This window comes from Bradyrhizobium sp. MI1.10 (assembly GCF_055811035.1).
In genome coordinates this window covers 1-218 of record NZ_JBVVPN010000204.1, presented here as the reverse complement: position 1 = coordinate 218, position 218 = coordinate 1, and the positions used below count along the sequence as shown (strand labels likewise).

Annotated in this window: 1 protein-coding gene; it reads left to right on the top strand. The window is 67.4% G+C overall.

The window, feature by feature from the left end; all coding sequences use genetic code 11:
* Window positions 1-218 (top strand): IS3 family transposase (locus tag AC0L3K_RS40875; RefSeq protein ID WP_473368239.1); only part of this gene is annotated, 218 nt, incomplete at both ends.

Here is a 218-nt window from a genome sequence, read left to right as displayed (position 1 = left end):
GTACGCTTGATGTGCGCCGTGCTTGAGGTCTCACCGGCCGGTTATTATGCCTGGCGCGAGCGTCCGGTGAGCGAGCGGGCAAAATCCAATGCCGCGCTCCTGGCTGTGATCCGGCAGGTCCATCGGGACAGCAGCGGCCGTTACGGTAGCCCCCGCGTCCATGCCGCCCTGCAGGCGCAGGGACGCGATACCAGCCGCGGCCGGGTCGAGCGAATGAT